10 protein-coding genes are annotated in these 17194 nt (G+C 63.8%); 4 read left to right on the top strand and 6 right to left on the bottom strand.

All coding sequences use genetic code 11. The features are described from left to right. Position 1 precedes the first annotated feature (1 nt). The 3 genes from HK353_RS04840 to HK353_RS04830 form a co-directional block, all read right to left on the bottom strand. Positions 2 to 1108 carry a branched-chain amino acid ABC transporter permease gene (locus HK353_RS04840; protein ID WP_245395772.1) on the bottom strand — a complete coding sequence of 369 codons (1107 nt, stop codon included), beginning with the start codon at positions 1106 to 1108 and terminating at the stop codon, positions 2 to 4. Positions 1109 to 1113: 5 nt separating this feature from the next. After that, positions 1114 to 1980 carry a branched-chain amino acid ABC transporter permease gene (locus tag HK353_RS04835; RefSeq protein WP_173153110.1) on the bottom strand — a complete coding sequence of 289 codons (867 nt, stop codon included), beginning with the start codon at positions 1978 to 1980 and terminating at the stop codon, positions 1114 to 1116. An 85-nt stretch (positions 1981 to 2065) separates the two neighbouring features. Next, the gene (locus tag HK353_RS04830; protein ID WP_173153107.1) at positions 2066 to 3280 is read right to left on the bottom strand and encodes an ABC transporter substrate-binding protein; all 1215 of its coding nucleotides are present in this window, start codon (positions 3278 to 3280) and stop codon (positions 2066 to 2068) included. A gap of 447 nt (positions 3281 to 3727) precedes the next feature. Here HK353_RS04830 and HK353_RS04825 point away from each other — a divergent pair, with 447 nt between their 5' ends. Together HK353_RS04825 and HK353_RS04820 are read left to right on the top strand one after the other, a co-directional pair. Continuing rightward, the gene (locus tag HK353_RS04825) at positions 3728 to 4471 is read left to right on the top strand and encodes an SDR family oxidoreductase (protein ID WP_173153104.1); all 744 of its coding nucleotides are present in this window, start codon (positions 3728 to 3730) and stop codon (positions 4469 to 4471) included. A 51-nt stretch (positions 4472 to 4522) separates the two neighbouring features. Next, positions 4523 to 5722 (top strand): acetyl-CoA C-acyltransferase, encoded by a 1200-nt coding sequence (locus tag HK353_RS04820; RefSeq protein ID WP_173153101.1) that lies wholly within the window; start codon positions 4523 to 4525, stop codon positions 5720 to 5722. A gap of 162 nt (positions 5723 to 5884) precedes the next feature. Here the strand turns inward: HK353_RS04820 and HK353_RS04815 are convergent, their stop codons facing one another. Next, positions 5885 to 8809, bottom strand: coding sequence for an HNH endonuclease signature motif containing protein (locus HK353_RS04815; protein WP_173153098.1), 2925 nt, complete (start codon positions 8807 to 8809; stop codon positions 5885 to 5887). A 404-nt stretch (positions 8810 to 9213) separates the two neighbouring features. On the opposite strand from HK353_RS04815, the gene HK353_RS04810 reads away from it, so the two are divergent. Beyond that, positions 9214 to 10530, top strand: a complete 1317-nt coding sequence (locus HK353_RS04810; RefSeq protein WP_173153095.1) for an MATE family efflux transporter — start codon at positions 9214 to 9216, stop codon at positions 10528 to 10530. Then, positions 10527 to 11411, top strand: coding sequence for a GNAT family N-acetyltransferase (locus tag HK353_RS04805; protein ID WP_173153092.1), 885 nt, complete (start codon positions 10527 to 10529; stop codon positions 11409 to 11411). Before HK353_RS04810 ends, HK353_RS04805 begins: the two co-directional genes overlap by 4 nt. Before the next feature lie 140 nt (positions 11412 to 11551). Here the strand turns inward: HK353_RS04805 and HK353_RS16925 are convergent, their stop codons facing one another. Continuing rightward, entirely contained in the window at positions 11552 to 13078 is a 1527-nt protein-coding gene (locus tag HK353_RS16925) for a M1 family metallopeptidase (RefSeq protein WP_425350536.1), read from the bottom strand. Next, entirely contained in the window at positions 13008 to 16967 is a 3960-nt protein-coding gene (locus HK353_RS04790) for a Pls/PosA family non-ribosomal peptide synthetase (RefSeq protein WP_173153089.1), read from the bottom strand. The genes HK353_RS16925 and HK353_RS04790 overlap by 71 nt, the downstream gene beginning before the upstream one ends. Positions 16968 to 17194: the final 227 nt, after the last annotated feature.

The raw sequence follows: 17194 nt of genomic DNA, 5'->3' as shown, positions 1-17194 counted from the left end.
GTCATTTCGTCTCCTCGGAAGTGGGGGTGCCTCCGGTCCGGCCGGCACCCGATTCGGTCCCGTCGGCGACGTTCCGTGCGTGGTGGTCGCCTGTTCCGCCGGAGGTCGAAGCACCTGTCGAATCGAGATCGTCGTCGGCACCACGGGCAACTTCGGCCCTGCGCCGTCGATTGCGTCTGTCGACGAACCCGCCGAGGTACCCGACGATTCCCCGCGGTGCGAAGATCACGAGGGCGACGATGATGGGACCCAGCACGATGAATCGATAGGCCTGGAAGTCCTGGAAGAGTTCGAACAGGAATGTCACGATCATGCTTCCGAGCAGAGGACCTGCGACAGTGCCCATGCCTCCGACGAGAATGAACATGAGGAATTCGAAAGTCTTGTCGATCGATGCCGCGTCGGGTCCGATGAAGCCGACGACAGTTGCGTAGAGACCGCCGCCGACGCCTCCGAAGACCGCCGACGCGGCGAATGCGAGCTGTTTGCTGAATCCGACGCGCACACCGATCGCATCTGCCAGGTCTTCGCTCGTCCTGATAGTCAGCAGTGTGCGGCCGACGCTGGAGCGCCGAATCGCGTAGGTCGTGTAGACGCAGATGAGCAGGATTGCGAATACCAGGTAGAACATCGCGACCGGAGATTCGAAGTCGATGAGTCCTCCGCCTTCGGGGAATTTCACATTGTTGACTCCGGAATGGGCATGGGTGACAGGCTCCCAGCGGCTGATGACGAGGAAGATGATGAAGCCGATTGCCATTGTGAAGATGGCGAAGTACTCATCCTTGGTCCGCAGGGCAATCAGCCCGCAGAGGTAGCCGATCACCGCAGTCCCGATGACGGACACGACGAACGCCGCCCAGAAGCTCCAGTCGTAATCGGTAGTGAGCAGCCCGACTCCATAGGCACCGATTCCGAAGAACCCGCCTTGGGCCAGGTTCAGCTGTCCCGTGAAACCGAGGATGATGTTGAGGCCGTAGACAGCGATCGCCGCACACATGCCCACGGTGATCACTCGCATCGCGTAGTTCTCCTGTGCAAACGCCAGAGGCGTGAGGCCGAGCAGGATGATGACGGCGATGGTGCCGATGATTCGAGGATTCTTCATTGAGCTCATCGCTGCACCGCCTTCGTGAACAGTCCGTTCGGCTTGATGGCCAGCACAGCGACGAGAACGATGAATGCCACGGCCTCTCCGAGCGCTGAGGAGATGTAGGTCGCCGTCATCGTCTCTGCGATAGCGAGTGCGAAACCGCCGACGATGGCGCCGGGAAGCGACCCCAGACCACCGAGGATGATAATTGCGAATACCTTGAGATTGAGCGCGTCGCCCATCGTCGGGGACAGGAGATTGATCGGTGCGACGAGGCCGGCCGCGATGGTGGCCAGGAGGGCGGACAGCCCCAGCGTCAGCATCGATACCATCGACGGGTTGATGCCGACCAGCGATGCACCGACGCGGTCCTGTTCGATCGCTTCGATCGTCTGGCCATGGATGGACCGCTTGATGAACAGCGCCAACAGCGCCAAGACGATCACCGCTGTGACGATGATGACGATCCGCTGCGCAGAGATCTCGGCGCCGAGAATGCGGAGCTCGCCGGTGATCGGTGTGTCCATGCGGCGGAAGTCAGCGCCCCAGATCGCTTGAGCCAGTGCTTGGAAGAAGAACATCGCACCGACGGCCGCGATCATGTGGTGAGTATGCGGGGAGTTGCGCAAGGGGTGGAAGACGAGGCGCTCGAGACCGACTCCGACAACGAACAGCACGATCGCAGCGATGCCGATTGCGGCGATATAGGGAACGCCGACGGTTGTCAGGAAAAAGTAGGTGATGTAGGCGCCGAGCATATACAACGCACCGTGTGCCAGGTTGGGAATGCGCAGCACTCCGAACACCAATGTCAGACCGATTGCAGCGAGACAGTAGACACCGCCCAGCGCGAGGCCATTGAAGAGTTGCTGGATGAAGAGGGTCATGATTGTCGGGTCCTCTGCAGGCATGAGAGCGGCCCGGGTGAGGCGCACCGATGCGCCTCACCTCCAGAACGGCCGCTGACGGAGATTACTTGTCGTCGGATACCTGTTCGATCGGCACCTTGGTGTATTTGCCGTCCTCGTTGAGGAAGGTTGCTTCCAGGTTGGGATTGAGGAGGTGGCCCTGTTCTGTGATCTCGTCGGGGAAGCCATTGACCTTGTACTTGTCATCGACCTCAGGCAGTGCCTCGCTGATGGCTTCGCGAATCTTCTCGGGGTCGTCGGTTGTCCCAGCGGTTTCCATCGCCTTCGCGATGATCGCAATTCCCTGGTAGTTCAGGGCAGTTTCACTGGTCGGAACCTTCTTTTCTCCGGCCTTCTCAGCAAATTTCTTCAGGAAGTCTTCGGTACCGGGATCCTCATATTCGGAGACCGGCAGGACACCGACCGAATTCTTGAGATTGTCGAGCTTCGTCACCGTGGCCATTTCATCCAGTTTCGCCTGGTCCATGACGAGGAAACTGCCCTCGAAGCCCTGCTTTCGAGCTTCTTCCATGATCAGCGCTGTCGGTTGGGAAGGTCCGCCGACGAAGATTGCGTCGGGCTTCTCCGACAGGGCTTTCGAGACGGGGCCCGCAAAGTCGGACACGGTGGCGTAGTCGACGCTGTTGTCGCCGCCGATCTTCCCGCCGGCTTCACTCCAGGCATCCGTGATCGACTTGGTCCACTGTTGTCCGTACTCACTCTGAGTTCCGAGCAGAGCGAGCTTCTTGCCTCCGTGCTCCATGGCAGTCTCGGAGAATTCCTCGGCATAGGACTCGAAGTTCGGAGGAATCATCATCGTCAGAGGGTTGCCGGCCTGCACGATTGCCGGGTCAGAGGTGTAGGCGGAGATGAGGAAGTTCGACCTGCCGCTGTTGATCTGCTGAATCGCCTTGATGGCTCCGGCGTTCGGGGAGACGACGACCGGGGCCTTGTCCTGATCGGCTAATCGTTGAGCATTGCTTGCGGCGGTGGATGGTGCATATTTGTCGTCGAGGGACTTCAACTCCAGAGTCACGGGATTGCCGTCGACCTCTACGCCGTCTGCGTTGAGGTCGTCGATGGCCATTTCGAGACCGATCTTCACGTTCTCGCCGTACGCGGCACCGCCTCCGCTGAGCGGTCCGGTGTAGCCGATGACGACCGTGTCGCCCTCACCCGAGCCACCACCGCCTCCGCAGGCTGTGGCGGTCAATGCGATGGCACCCATGATTGCGGCTGCCGAAAGTCTGCGGCGGCGACTTCGCGAGACAGAGTTCATCTTTTCTCCTTTGAAAAGCTCTTGGAACACGTTTGCTCCATACGGTGTCCGAGACGTCGTCGATGACAGTTCTCAGAGTCGTCGTCAATCCGTAATGGACTTCGACTGATGTGAACAATTCCAAATCACTCTGGTGAAGTCAATGGTTTTGAGCTAGATTTTTGAACGTTCGATAATCTTCGGGATCGGACCTGGCTTGGAGAGCATAAGGCGAGGTCGGGCTACATGCGCGCTGAACCGTCGAGAGCTGTTTCGGGTCGCTGACATGTTCGAAGCGGCTATCTGTCTGAAAGGTGAGCAAACAATCGTTCAGTGACGGAATTGGTCTACAGTGGCCTTAGCTGCATGGGAGAGCTGTGTCACATCGGTTCCGGTGCAGACGCGAACCGCAGTCGAACACTCGGTTCCCCACGGCAATGACGCAACATCATCTTTAGGAGCTTGTTCATGACTCGTACAGCAATCGTCACAGGTGGAGGCCGCGGCATCGGAGCCGCCATCGCCAAGCGACTCGGAGCCGACGGACTCAAGGTCGCCGTTCTTGATATGGGCCCCACCGATGAGACCGTTGCCGCCATCAAGGAAGCCGGCGGCGAAGCGCTCGGCCTCGAAGCCGATGTCTCTGTCGAAGACTCGGTCAACGCTGCGGTCAAGCAGGTCGCCGAGACCCTCGGCGCGCCGACCGTTCTGGTCAACAACGCAGGGATCCTGCGTGACAACCTCCTGTTCAAAATGACTCACGAGGAGTTCAACAAGGTTCTCTCCGTCCACCTCGGGGGAGCGTTCCTCATGGCGCGGGCGGTGCAGTCGTACATGGTCGAAGAGAAGTTCGGCCGCATCATCTCGATGTCGTCGACCTCGGCTCAGGGAAATCGCGGACAGACGAACTACTCCGCTGCCAAGGCCGGTATCCAGGGAATCACGAAGACCTGGGCGATCGAGCTCGGCAAGTTCGGCATCACCGCGAATGCCATTGCTCCCGGCTTCATCGAAACTGATATGACCAAGGCCACCGCCGAGCGCGTAGGCATGGGCTTCGACGAGTTCGTCCAAGCCTCAGTCCAGCAGATTCCCGTGGCGCGATCGGGCAAGCCCGAGGACATCGCCCACACCGCATCGTTCCTCGCCTCTGAGGGCGCCGGATTCGTCTCCGGTCAGGTCATCTACGTCGCCGGCGGTCCGAAGGACTGATCGCCACCGTCCTCACGACGAGTTCACGAACATCTTCGAAAGGTGAGACCCATGAGAGAAGCAGTGATTGTGTCGACGGCTCGCACGCCGATCGGCAAGGCCTACCGTGGTGCCTTCAACGACACCCAGGCTCAGGAGTTGGCCGGCCATGCGATCAAGCATGCTGTGGAGCGCGCCGGTCTGGAAGGCGGTGAGGTCGAGGACGTCGTCTTCGGTGCCGCTCTGCAGCAGGGCAGCCAAGGAACGAATGTCGCTCGGCAGGCGGCACTGCGAGCCGGGCTTCCTGTGACGGTTCCGGGCATGTCGATCGACAGGCAGTGCGCTTCCGGGCTGATGGGCATTACGACCGCGGCGAAGCAGGTCCTCTTCGACGGCCAGGAGATCGCCGTCGGCGGTGGCGTGGAGTCGGTGTCGCTGGTCCAGAATGACAAGATGAACACGTTTCGGGCCAAGGATCCGTGGCTCGTGGAGCGCATCCCGGGCATCTACTACCCGATGCTGGCCACGGCCGAGGTAGTGGCCGAACGCTACGGCGTCAGCAGAGAAGCTCAGGACGAGTACTCCCTGTCTTCGCAGCAGCGTACCGCCGCCGCTCAGGAGGCCGGACGGTTCGATGACGAGATCGTGCCTCTGCCGACGACGAAGGTCGTCGTCGACAAGGAGACAAAGGAGACCTCGCGTCAGGATGTGCTGCTCGAAGCCGACGAGGGCAATCGCCCGTCGACGACTCTGGAGAGCCTGGCCGGACTCAACCCGGTGCTCGAACCCGGTGTGGCGTCGAAGGTTCCGAGCATCACCGCCGGCAACGCCTCTCAGCTCTCCGACGGAGCCTCCGCTTCGGTGGTCATGTCGAGCGATGAGGCCAGCCGACGCGGACTCGAACCGCTGGGCATCTACCGCGGTATGGCCGTGGCCGGCTGTGAGCCGGACGAAATGGGCATCGGGCCCGTCTTCGCCATTCCGAAGCTGCTGAAGTCCCATGGTCTGTCGATTGACGACATCGGCCTGTGGGAACTCAACGAAGCGTTCGCTGTGCAGGCACTGTACTGCCGTGATCGGCTTGGCATCGATCCGGAGAAATACAACGTCGATGGCGGTGGCATCTCCGTCGGACATCCTTATGGGATGACCGGCGCTCGTCTCGTCGGTCACGCTCTCATCGAGGGACGTCGCCGCGGAGTGAAGTACGTCGTCGTCACGATGTGCATCGGTGGCGGCCAAGGCGCAGCCGGACTGTTCGAGGTCTGCTGAGGCATTCCGCCGGCAGCCCAGCAGGAACGGAGGGCCGACGATTCTCTGGTCATTCTGACTGAGAATCGCCGGCCCTTTCTGCGTGCTCCGTTGATGTGGAGAGCGACGACTCTCAGGTTGAGAGGGCCTGCCTCAGGGCATTGCGGGGTTGTCGGAGTCGTCTCAGAACGGTGGAGGTTCGCCGTTGTCCCAGAACCAGCTGCGCAGTTCGGTGTTGTCCTCGTCTGCACGCGCGGTGCCAGATGTGGTGCCGGAACTGCTCGGAGCAGGCGTGGGTGTGAAAGCGAAGAGGTCGTCGGCGGTGAGCTCCCTCCAGCCAGGGGATCCGTCGACCGCCGCTGGTTCAGGGCATTCCCGTGCTCGCTTCCGATCGCCGGGCGCGGGATCAGCGGTGTCTGCATCGCCGCTGTGTGCATCGCCGCCCTGTGCAGACGACGTCTCGGCGCCAGACTCAAGATCGCTGCCGGACCCAGGACCGCCGGTGGACCCAGGACCGCTGCCGGACTCGTGCTCGGCTGCTGGAGCGCTCTCGCGGGTCAGAGGACCTTCTGTGCTCAACTCCGCCGGTGCTGCTGCTCGTCCCATGCGGGAGAGGCCCCTGCCGAACCGTTCGAGGAACAGCCGCGCATGCTCGACGCTGATGGGGTTGTCCGGGGAGATGACCTCTGCGGTGACACCCTGCCGGAACACGTACTCCAGGTGGCCGGGCTCGGTCATCCGCACGTCGAAGCTGCCGTTGGTCTTCTGCATGTGGTGGGCTTTGCACAGGCAATGGAGGTTTCCGAAGCGAGTGAGACCACCCTGGGTCGGGTCGGTGTGATTGAACGGGTCGATGTGGTCCACCTCTGACACCTCGGCGGGTTGAGTGCATCCAGGGAACGTGCAAGTCACGAACTGAGCGACGAGAGTTTTGCGCACGCTGTTGGGAATGGCGTAGGACGTTGCTTTCGCATCGACCGGTGTTCCGGTCGCAGGGTCGGTCAGTAACCGGGTCCAGGTGGTGGAATACCCTGCGACCCGCCGCGCCATGTCGGCGGGAATCGGCGACCCGTCTGGAAGCATGCCCGCCAGATCGCACACCTCATTTGAGGTCAGCGGTCCGTCAGGTCCTGTAGTCGGTGTGTTTGAGTCGGTCTGTGCGGTCGGTGTGTTTGAGTTGGTCTGTGCGGTCGGTGGTTCTGAAGTGGGTGGCAGGTCCGAGGAACTCGTGGGCGGCGGTGGCGCATTCGGGGGATCGGTGCTCAGCAGCGGTGGACCCGGCGGATCGTTTGTCGGCGGCGCGCCCGGGGGATCGGCAGTAGGCGGCGAAACGTTGCCGTCTTCCGACTGGAATTGGCTGAGCAGAGTCAGCAGCGGAACGGTGATGAAGGTGCTTGCCTGATTTGCCAGCCAAGACTCACTGGTCGGCATATCAAGCAGGAACTCGAAACTGATGCGGCGCTCGCCGACGTCAAGGATGGGATTGCCGAAAGCATCGATAGCTCCCGCTGTCTTTGCTCCGGCGGCCTCAACTTCGGGGCGAGCTCCAATGGCACGCGATCCGATGAAAGGTGAGAGCGCGTCGACCTTGTCGCGGTCTGTGGCGCTATTGCTGCTGAGGATCGCCTCGAGCAGCTGGGATTCGAAGATACGATCGGCCGGAGTCGTAGTCGCCGCGCAGAACGAGTCGTCCTCAGGCTCAGCTTGCGTCGCGCAGAAGGAATCGCCCTCTGGCGCAGGCTGCGCCGGTGATTCGTAACCGCTCTTGTCCATGTCGTCGAATACCCGCTCGATGTAGTCGAGTAGGGACTCACCCTCGTGCATTGGGGTGCCGTCGGGTCCGGCGAAGAGGCCGTCGAGAGGGAAATCGGTGCTTGTCGACGAGTTGTCGGCGTCGTTCGTGCTGATGATGCGCAGCTTCAGCTGTGGACGCGTGCGCGTGAGGATGTCGAACATGAGAGCCGAGATCGTGCGCTCCTCATCAAAGCAGTCTCCAGCCTTCAACTGACCTGAGAACGCACTCGTATTGCTCTTATGCACTGCCCGGGCAAAGGCGTCGAGCCTTCTGAAGCAGGCCTGAAGCTCCGGTGCGGGCCCTGTCAGGGTGAGGTACGCAGTCCCATCGTCGCCGCTGCTGAAGTCGACCCGACGACGCAGTGAAACACTTTTCAGAGTGTCCTCGGCCGGTTGGATCACCGCGATTTTCAGCGCGACCGAGCGCTTGAACGTCTCGATCGTGATGTCGGCGCGCCTGTGCGCCAGGTAGTCGTCGAACTCCGGCAGGTGCTCGAAGTGCAGGTCACGACATGCGCGAGTAACACAATCGACGTGCTCGATCGTGAAGTCTCCGTCGAGGCATCGCTTGAGGAATTTCGGAAGTCCCTGGGTCAACGTCATCGACGAGGTCATATGCCTGAGCGAGTTGCTCGTCGTTGCGCCGAGGAGACTCGAATAGACCCCGGCCTCGGTCGGTTCGATGCTGCCGCGCAGCCACGTGAAGAACGTCAGTTTCGGGTCATAGCCGGGAAAATCAGGCAGCAGAGCAGGGTCGGTCAACAGCTGCTTCGCCAGCTTCTTCACGCGACGAGTGCGGCGACCGGCGGCGCGGTCCTTCTTCCGTCCTCTGCCTGCGTCGAGCTTGATGCCGGTTTCGGCCTCGACAGCGGCCACTGCCTGCGTCCATGCACGTGTCTCTCTTCGGGTCCAGGTTCTGTTCGATGAGAAGGCATCGTCGTCAGCAACGTCGACGATGCAGTCGTCGCTGTCGGACTCACGATCGGCTCCCTTGTCCTCGGCCAGACGGTGACGTGCAGCGGTTCTGGTGAAAGACGCGAACTCGTAGACCGTATCGAGCTGAGTGCCCATGAGCCCCAACGCGTAGGCGACATCCTGGGCCACGACATGGCTGGTGGCGATAAAGGAATTGACCTGGGCGAGGCTGCTCTGCGCATAGGTGCTCAGCAGGTCGACAAGCTCATTCTCCTCGGCGATCTCCAGGCGACGTCCGTGGGCACGGCGGAACTGGGACAGAGCCCGACGGTCAGACCCTGCAGGGGGAGCGGTGGGCAGGCCGAATGCCTGTCCGTCGCTGTCTCCGATGTTCTTCATCGGTTTCTCACCTCTCCACGCCTCTGTGGAAGTCAGTCGTCAGGAAGGTCGCTTATCTCAATCATATGATCTGTCGTTATAAACAGATGTCACAATCCGATTACAAATAGAACAATAAATCTATTAGGACTTATGAAAACCAGTTCGATCTCAAAGTAATCGAGACTGACCTGTTTGTCCTCTGAATCTACAGTTCGGCACTGACACGACATCGCGATCGGGTTCGAACCCACAACTGACCTGCAGTGACCGATCGCGACAGGCTCACCGCACCACCGGTTCGCGACAGGCTCACCGCACCACCGGTTCGCGACAGGCTCACCGCACCACCGGTTCGCGACAGGCTCACCGCACAACCGGTTCCCGACAGGCTCACCGCACAACCGGTTCGCTAGAATCGGGGCGTGGCAGCGATCGACAAAGACATTCTCCGTTTGGCCCTTCCCGCACTCGGAGCCCTGATCGCCGAACCCATTTTCCTGCTCACGGACACGGCCATGGTGGGCCACCTCGGTGCCGGTGCCCTGGGATCGCTGGCGATCGCCTCGACGATCCTGCAGACGGTGCTCGGACTGATGATCTTCCTCGCCTATGCCACGACGCCGCGGGTCGCGAAACGGATGGGATCGGGGGACCGGCCGGGCGCGATCACGGCCGGATTCGACGGAATCTGGCTGGCACTGGGAACCTCCTTCCTGCTCATCATGATCGGGCTGCCCCTGCTGAATACAGCGATCGAGGCCTTCGACCCGGATCCGATCATCACTGCGGGCGCACACTCCTACCTTGCGATCTCATGGTGGGGGCTGCCATTCATGCTCATGGTCATCGCGGCCACCGGACTGCTGCGCGGACTTCAGGACACGAAGACCCCGCTGATCGTCGCGGCCGCCGGCTGCATCGCCAACATCGGCCTCAACGCCATCTTCATCTACGGCCTCGACATGGGAGTCGCCGGATCGGCGATGGGCACAGTCCTCGCGCAGGCCGGAATGTGCGCGGTCTACCTCACCATATCCATCCGCGCAGCCCGCCGCCTCCACGCCAGCATCCGCCCGGATTGGACGGGCGTGTTCACCTCGGCGAAGACCTCCGGGTGGCTGCTCGTGCGCAACGCCTCGCTGCGTGCGGCCCTTATCATCCTCGTCTTCCTGGCGACGGCGATGGGCACGACGGACCTCGCCGCGATCCAGATCGCTCAGAGCATCTTCTTCGCTCTCGCGCTCGCCCTCGACTCGCTGGCCATTGCGGGCCAGGCGATTATCGGACTTGAGCTGGGTGCGAAGAACACCGAGGCGGTCGCCGCCATCAATCGCCGACTGTGCCTGTGGGGGATCGTCTTCGGCATCGTCGTCGGCGTCGTCCTCTTCGCCGGCTCCGGAATCATCCCCCGCGCCTTCGCCTCCGACCCGGCCGTGGTGTCGGCACTGGCCGCCCTCCTGCCGGTCCTCGCCTTGAGCATGCCGATCGCAGGCTTTGTCTTCGTCCTCGACGGAGTGCTCATGGGAGCTGAGGACGCGAAATATCTGGCTCTGGCACAATTGGTCGCTGTGATCGGATACGCGATTCTGCTCATCCCGATCATCAACATCTGGCCGGGAGCACCTGGGCTCTGGGCTGGCTTCTGCATCGGATTCGTCGGTTTCCGCGCCCTGACACTGGGCTGGCGAGTACGCAACCGGGCGTGGATCGAACGCGCCGTCGAGAAAGGAATCTCATGAACGCTGCACACACTGACGCTCATGATCCGCAGAACACTTCCGCTGATTCGCAGAACAACTCCGCCGAGGCGGCCGCCGCCTCCCTGCGCGGACGGATCCGTCCGCTCCCGTCCGAGACCGATGACGAGACCTTCCTGCCCTTCCTCGACCTGTGCTTCAACTGGTCGATGGACAGGCCCCGAATCGAACTCGAGGACCTCCGATTCCGCAGCGATGCCGTCTTCTACTACCGCGGCTGGGGACGCGAGGGAGACATCGCCGTCGCCGCGCACGCCGAAGCCGATGCGCAGTCACCGATCGTCGGACTCGCCTGGGTGCGCCTGGCCGATATCGACGACGTCGTCGGGAGGGCCGACGAAAAGGTGGGTGGAGACTTCGCCTCAGCCCTGGACAAGACCGGCACCGAGGTGGTCCGCAGCGAGGTCGTGCCCGAGGGTGATGCGGAGGCGGGGGCCGACTCCGAGACCGACGCGGAGTCTGGGGCTGGCTCAGGTTCAGACGTACCGGCGGGCACCGACACCGACGAGTCCGCTGACGCAGACAACTCAGCCACTGAGCCGGCAGCAACTGAGTCGGCGGCCGCTGGGTCAGCGGCCGCCGATCTGACGCCGAGCGACGATCAGGCACCCTTCACCGGGTACGGCTGGGTCGCAGCCGACATTCCTGAACTCTCGATGGCAGTGCTGCCCGACCACCAGGGGCAGGGAATCGGCGGAGCCCTTCTCGACACGGTCTGTGCACTGGCGCGGATGAGCGGCTTTCCCGCCGTCAGCCTGTCCGTCGAGGACGGCAACGGGGCGGCGAAACTCTACGCCGACCACGGATTCGTGTCCGTCGGACGCAACGGCGACTCGGACGTGCTCGTCCGCAAGCTCGGCTGAGGCACACCGGAGAGTTCGCAACAGCTTCGGGAGCTGGACTCTACCGAGGCACATCAGTTCCCTCGGGTGAGGCGATTGCGCTGAGGTGCGGTCGGCCCCGTCCGCAGCAGACCGGACCCGGCTGAGCCGCAACCAGGCCGTTACTGAAGCTCCGGCAGCTTCGGAAGTTCCAGCTCCTCGAGCCAAGGCCGGACCACCTCGGCGATGTCACGTTCTGCCACCTCGGATACGCAGCGGATGAACTCCTCGGTGCTCACCGACGAATGACGGTACCGCTTCGTCCACTCGGCGACAGCGGCGAAGAACTCCGCATCGCCGAGTTCGAGGCGCAGAGCATGCAGGCACAGGGCACCGCGCTTATACACGCGGTCATCGAACATGTCCGGCCCGCCCGGATCACCGAGCATGATGTCCTGCGGCTGAGCGGACAGCTCCTCCCACCACTGCCGCGCACGCTCATCGGCACTCGCACGCCCGGACTCCTCCGACCACAGCCACTCCGCGTAGCAGGCGAAGCCCTCGTTGAGCCAGATGTCCTTCCACCGGGACGGCGTGAGCGAGTTCCCGAACCACTGGTGCGCCATCTCGTGGGCGACGAGACGTTCGGCCTCCCACTCCGGTCCCAGATGATTGGGCCCGAGCACGGACAGCGGCTGTGACTCGAGCGGGATCTCGAGCACATCATCGGTCACGACCACGTCATAGACGTCGAACGGATAGGGTCCGAAGCGGTCGATGAACAGGTTCATCATTCCGTGTTGGACACCGAGGCGTTCGACTGCCACATCCCAATGATCATCGGCATAGACGCCGAGTGGAACAGGGGATTCGGTCCGGCTGTGCCTCGTTCGCTTGCCCGACGAATCGTGAACAGACACGTCCTTGTCGGTGGCGCCGGCGACTCCTCGGACAGCGCTGGAGAGGGCATCTCTGGCGGAACCGGCAACGGCATCCTTCGCCGCCCCGCGCATCGCGGCGTCGAACCTCTTCGCACCGGAGCTCAATGGAATCTGCCCGTACTTGTAGCGACCGATCTGCACCGTCGCCAAATAGGTCGCCAGGGGAGTCGTCGACTCATACGTCCAGCGGGTCCGTCCGGCCTTGCGCGTCTTCTTCGTCAGCGATCCATTGGACACCACCGTGTACTCGGACTCGACGAGCACGGAGATCCTGTACTGGGATTTGTTCGAGGGATGGTCGTTGCACGGGAACCAGGTCGAGGCACCGACGGGTTGACCGGCCACGAGCACACCGTCTTCGAGCTCCTCCCAGCCGATGTCTCCCCAGGTGCCGATCGCCGGTTCCGGATTGCCCGTGTAGCTGATGTCGATGACCACCGGCTGGTCGCTCTTCAGCACCGGGGTCGTCAGCCGCAGCTTCTTCCCTCGTGCGGAGAAGCGGACCTTCTTGCCGTTGACGCTGGCCTTCGTCACGCGCAGACCCGTGAGATCGAGGACGATCGACGAAGTGTCCGTGAGGACGCGTCCCTTGAGCACCGCCCTGGCGGAGAGCCGGTTCGGACCGATCCGGTAGTCGAGGTCGAGATCGTAGTGGTCGATGTGAAGGTCCGCATTGCCGACGCCCTGGGTATAGGTATCAAGCATGCGATCGGCTCGATCGGTTTTCGTCTCGGCCTTCTTCTTCGAGTGAGGGAAGTTCTGGGGCATCTACCCAGGGTATGACAGGATTGCCGCTGAAGTAGGCATGGGCCGGCACGAACTCGCCGCGCATGACCAGCGACGTCGCTCCAACAGTGGAGTTCTCACCCAAGGCGGAGGCCGGGAGGATGACGCTGTTGGGTCCCAAAGTGGCACCGGGATCGAGCTGAACGGTATCGAGGCTCATCACCCGGTCGTGGAACAGGTGAGTCTGGACCACACAGCCGCGATTGACTGTCGAGTTGTCCCCGAGAGCGACGAGGTCGGCCTCCGGCAGCCAGTACGACTCGCACCACACGCCGTGACCGATCTTCGCCCCCATCGCCCGCAGGTACCACACGATCGCCGGCGTGCCCACGGCATTCCGGGCGAACCAGGGAGCGGCCACGAGCTCGACGAAGCAGTCGGCGACCTCGTTGCGCCAGATGAATGACGACCACAGCGGATGCTCCCCGGGCCGGATCGGACCGGTGAGGATCCATTTCGCAGCCACGGCCAGTCCCGCCGCCACGGCACCGGCGGCCATCATCACGATCCCCGAGGTGAGCAGGGCCAGCAGCACGGAGGCGAGGAACGTCGTCGACTGAGCGGCCACCCCGCCCGGGAGTCCGAGGAAGAACCAGATGGTGAGCACGACAGCGGTGATGAGCACACCGCCGGCGATGATCGATGAGATCCGCAGCGTCTCCCAGAAGGCACGGGCGGCCTTGACCCCGAAGGTCGGAGCGTAGGTGAGCGACTCGTCGGATTCCACGGCGGCGCGGCGCAGCTGCACCGGGGGAGAACCGAGCCACGACGATCCCTTCTTCGCCTTCGCCGGTGCAGCAGAGAGCACCGCCACGAGGGAGTTCTTCGGCACCCTGCGACCGGGGGAGGCGATTCCCGAGTTGCCGAGGAAGGCACGTTTGCCGACCTTTGCGCGGCCGGCGCGCATCCAGCCGTGGCCGAGCTCGTAGCTGGCAACCATCGTGTCATCGGCAAGGAAGGCACCGGCCGCGATCGTCGTCATCTTCGGAACGAAGACGACCGTCGAGATCTCAGTGCCCGGCCCCACCTTCGCACCGAGGAAGCGCAGCCACCACGGGGTGAGCATCGACGCGTAGAGCGGGAACAGCAGGTCCCGCGCCATGTCGAGCAGCCGCTCAGTCGCCCACACCCGGTAGCCGCGCGCCGAGCGGACGGGGAACTCTCCCTCTTCCATGCCGATCGCCAGGATCCGCACTGCGATGAGGATGAACAGTGCAGTGGTGAAGAACCACAGACAGGCCACGACAGGTGACCACGCGACCAGCAGCCAGGGCGACTCGACGACCTCCACCCCGGAGACTCCGAGCATGAGCGCGACGCCCGGCACCACGGCGAGATACGGCAGGAGCGCATTGATCTGGGAGCCCACGGCGTAGAACAGGAACGGCAGACGCCGCCTGGGCGGGGGAGCAGGCCAGGACTTCTTCGCCTTCCCGACGCGAACGGCCGGCGAACCCGAGTAGATCTGATTCTTCCGCACCCGACCGGTCACCGAGGATCCGGCTTCGACGAGGGCCCCGACGCCCACCTCGGCGCCGGGCATGAGCGTCGACCGGGCACCGATCGTGGCATTGCGACTGATGTCGATTCGTCCGATGCGCAGCAGATCGCCGTCGACCCACCAGCCCTTGAGATCGACCTCGGGTTCCACCGCCGCACCCTCGCCGAGGGTGAGGAAGCCGGTCACCGGCGGCACCGAGTGCAGATCGGCATCGGGCCCGATCCGGTTGCCCAGCAGCTTCGCATACCAGGTCACCCACGGTGCGCTCGCCACCGATACCGCCGCAGCAAGATCGGCGATGTGCTCGGCCAGCCACAGCCGCTTGTGCACCCAGCCCGATCGCGGATAGTCCCCGGGCCGGATCCCGATCATGAGCAGACGCGCTGCTCCGGCTGAGATGAGCATCCGCCCCCAGGCGGTGACGAAGACGAGGAAGAGGACGGCGACGACCGGCCACGGAGTCAGCGGCAGATCCGCGCCGAGTCCGACACCGATATTGGCCGCCAGCATCGCCAGCACCACCCACCGGACCCCGCCGAGGATGTGCACCGGGATCCCGAGCAGAACCTGGAAAGCCTGCATCCCCCGGGAAGTCCGTGTGATCGTGCGCTTGGGTCCCGTCGGTCCGATGCCGGACCCTTCTTCGCCGAGGCAGAGCCTGGACAGGGCGCCGAAGCGCGGGTGGGCGTAGATATCGCCGACCGTGACGCTGGGATGGCGGGTGCGCAGCCGGGACACGAGCTGGGCTGCTCCCAGGGAACCGCCGCCGGCGGTGAAGAAGTCCGTATCGCTGCCGGGTCGGGCACCGAGGACCGCGGCCCACTGCTCGGCGACCCACTCCGTGTCCTCATCGAAGACCTCATCGGATCCGGCGGCCTCGGCGCCGTCATCGAGCGGCCACGGCAGGGCGTTGCGGTCGACCTTGCCCGAGGTCTTCGTGGGCAGGTCCTCGACGAGAGCCAGACGCGGAACGAGCGCGGTCGGCAGTTCGACACGCAGCCGGGCCTCCCAGGCGGGAAGGTCGGCCTCGCCGGAACCGGCACCGGGGGCGAGATAGCCGATGAGGACGTCCGTGCCGGCCGCGGTCTTCTTCACTGCCGCGGCAGCGCCTTCGACACCGGGCAGAGCCTGCAGCGCAGCATCGATCTCGCCGAGCTCGATGCGCCTGCCTCCGAGCTTGATCTGCTCGTCGGCGCGACCGACGAAGACCAGCCCGGCCGGATCGTTGACGACGAGGTCACCCGACCGGTACGCCCGCTCCCAGCCGAGGCTCGGCATGGGAGCGAACTTCTCGGCGTCCTTCGCCGGATCGAGATAGCGGGCCAGACCGACCCCGCCGATGATGAGCTCACCGGTCTCTCCATCGGCGACGGGCACGCCCTCGGCATCGACGACGGCCAGGTCCCAGCCCTTGAGCGGCAGGCCGATGCGCACCGGCTCGGAACCGTCGAGCATGGCGGCGCAGGCGACGACGGTCGCCTCGGTGGGACCGTAGGTGTTCCACACTTCGCGGTCGTCATCGCTGAGCCGGCGCCCCAGCTCGGGCGGACACGCCTCGCCGCCGAAGATTAGGAGGCGGACATTGTCGAGACTCTCCGCCGGCCACAGCGCGGCCAAGGTCGGCACGGTCGAGACGACGGTGATCTGCCGCGACGACAGCCACGGCCCCAGATCCATGCCGGACTTCACCAGTGCACGCGGGGCCGGGACCAGGCATGCGCCGTGCCGCCATGCCAACCACATCTCCTCGCAGCTGGCGTCGAAGGCCACGGACAGTCCGGCGAGAACGCGATCGCCTGGACCCAGCGGCTCCTCGACGCAGAAGAGGGCCGCCTCGGCGTCGACGAAGGCCGCGGCCGAACGGTGGGCGACGGCAACGCCCTTCGGGGTGCCCGTCGACCCGGAGGTGAAGATCACCCAGCAGTCGTCATCGGGCGTGGGAGACCGCAGCTCGGAACGGTCGAGCGGGCCGCGGTCGGTGCGGGATTCGATGTGCGGTCCGGCGGTGATCACTCCGGTCACGGCCGCCTCGGCGAACACGGTGCGCGCCCGCTCATCCGGATCGTCGACGTCGACGGGGACGTAGGCCGCGCCGAGCATGAGCGTGGCGAGGATCGCCAGGTACAGATCCACCGACCCCGAAGGGACACGGACGCCGACCTTGTCACCGGGGCCGATCCCGGTCTCGGCCATCTCCAGTGCGAGATCGCGGATCGCGGTGATGAGCTCCGAATAGCTGAGCACCCGGGTGCCGTCGTCGAGAGCCGGCTGATCGGGATGCGCGGCGGCCGACTCGAGGAGGACGTCGATGAGGGTGCGGTCCTCACGGGGCCATGCGGGGGACGGGAACTGCGGTGCGTATTCTCTCACGTGTCTTCCGGGTCGCTCGGGAGCTGATCGGCGCCGGGCTGACCGGTGCCGCCGGTGACCATAACCCAAGAAGGTGTCGCGGACGTGAACACGGGTCGGGGCGCGAACAGTGCGCATTCCGGTTCCGATGTCTGATCTTAAGTCACAGTTCTCTTCGATACCGCCCTGATCGTCACGGAGAGGTCGCTCTCGTCACAGCGCGGAGCGGTCCCTCTCGTCACAGAGCA

Source organism: Brevibacterium permense, from assembly GCF_013280495.1.
Taxonomy (GTDB): domain Bacteria; phylum Actinomycetota; class Actinomycetes; order Actinomycetales; family Brevibacteriaceae; genus Brevibacterium; species Brevibacterium permense.
Note: the sequence above shows the minus strand (reverse complement) of the source record. Positions and strands in the feature narration are given on the sequence as shown.